2 protein-coding genes are annotated in these 1,299 nt (G+C 63.8%); both read right to left on the reverse strand.

The window, feature by feature from the left end; genetic code table 11:
• Nucleotides 1-328, reverse strand: a 328-nt coding sequence (locus tag U9980_RS11975; protein WP_322767971.1) for a helix-turn-helix domain-containing protein, incomplete at its 3' end; no start/stop codon positions are given.
• Nucleotides 329-414: 86 nt separating this feature from the next.
• Complete coding sequence (locus tag U9980_RS11980; protein WP_322749751.1) at nt 415-954, reverse strand: YceI family protein; 540 nt, start codon at nt 952-954, stop codon at nt 415-417.
• Nucleotides 955-1,299: the final 345 nt, after the last annotated feature.

Genomic DNA, 1,299 nt, shown 5'->3' on the forward strand with positions numbered 1-1,299 from the left:
TAAAGCCGCGATCGTGGGCCTGGAGGCTGCACAACCGCTCCAGGTAGAAGGCGAAGCCGTCCCAGGCGTCAGGCATGGCCAATGCCTGCTCGCCGGCCTCAACCCAGGACCGCAACTTGTCGAGGAAGATTGACTCGATCAGGTCGATACGCGTGGGGAAGTGCCGGTAGACGGTACCGATCGCCACACCGGCGCGCCGGGCGACAGCTTCCAACGATGCGTCGACGCCATGTTCGGCAAAGACGTCACGCGCAGCCAGTATGATCAAATCACGGTTACGCTGTGCGTCGCGACGCAGTATGCGCTCTCGACGATCTGAACGCGCCACATCAAGCATGGTTCCAGCCTATGGATGACCGTACCGTGGTGTTACGTGACACCAGCCAGCGTGTTGCGAGCCGGCTGCTTTCCGGATCACCCAGCGGAGGGCACCGCGATGAGATCCAGGTCGATCGCCTGGTGACGGGCGACCATTCCCTTCATCTTACTGACGCCGAACTCGTTTCGATCGATCCGGGTGACCGCATGGAACCGCACCTCACTGGCGGCCGGTGCCGCCGCGGTGATGGTCAGTTCCACCGGCCGGGAGACGCCATGGACGGTGAGGGTGCCGGGCACGACCCAGGCGCCGGATGCCTCCCGGATCCCGTCGGCCACGAACGTGATGTCCGGGTGAGTTGCGACGTCCAGAAAATCCTTTGTCCTGAGGTGGTCATCCCGCTTGCGGTTGGCGGTGTTGACGCTGTTCGCGTCGAGCACGGCGCGAACGCCGGACTTCTCGATCGGATCGGTGACGACCACCACGCCTTCACGAATGGCGACGGTGCCGACTGCTTTGGCAAGCCCGAACATACCGCGGGTGGTGAACCGCACGGTGGAGCGTTCAGGGTCGATGCGATAGGTCCCCGCGCGGGGTACCGCCACGTCCTGCGTCGATACCGACCGTTCTGCCATGGTCTTTCCTCCTGATGGCCTCAAGGCCGCCGGCCACGTAAAAATCCCGGGAAAATCATCACGCCGTTGGCGAGCGGCATGTGCGTGATTTCGCGAGCTGCCAAACCGCCCACGATGAACGTTGTCAGCCTAACACGAACATGAGGTAGAGCTCGACTTATAGCAACGTGCAATAGGGACGCGACGTCGCGGGGCCGGGGCACGCATCTCGCCACATCGCTCCCCATCCATCGCTGCGCGATGCACGGGTACCCCGGCTCCGTCGGTCGACACCCACGACCAGGGACCAGGGTGCCACCCTCCTCCGCCTCGCGATCTACGCACCCCAGCCTCGCTCCTTGATCC

It is taken from the genome of Protofrankia sp. Cr1, from assembly GCF_963555865.1.
GTDB lineage: Bacteria > Actinomycetota > Actinomycetes > Frankiales > Frankiaceae > Protofrankia.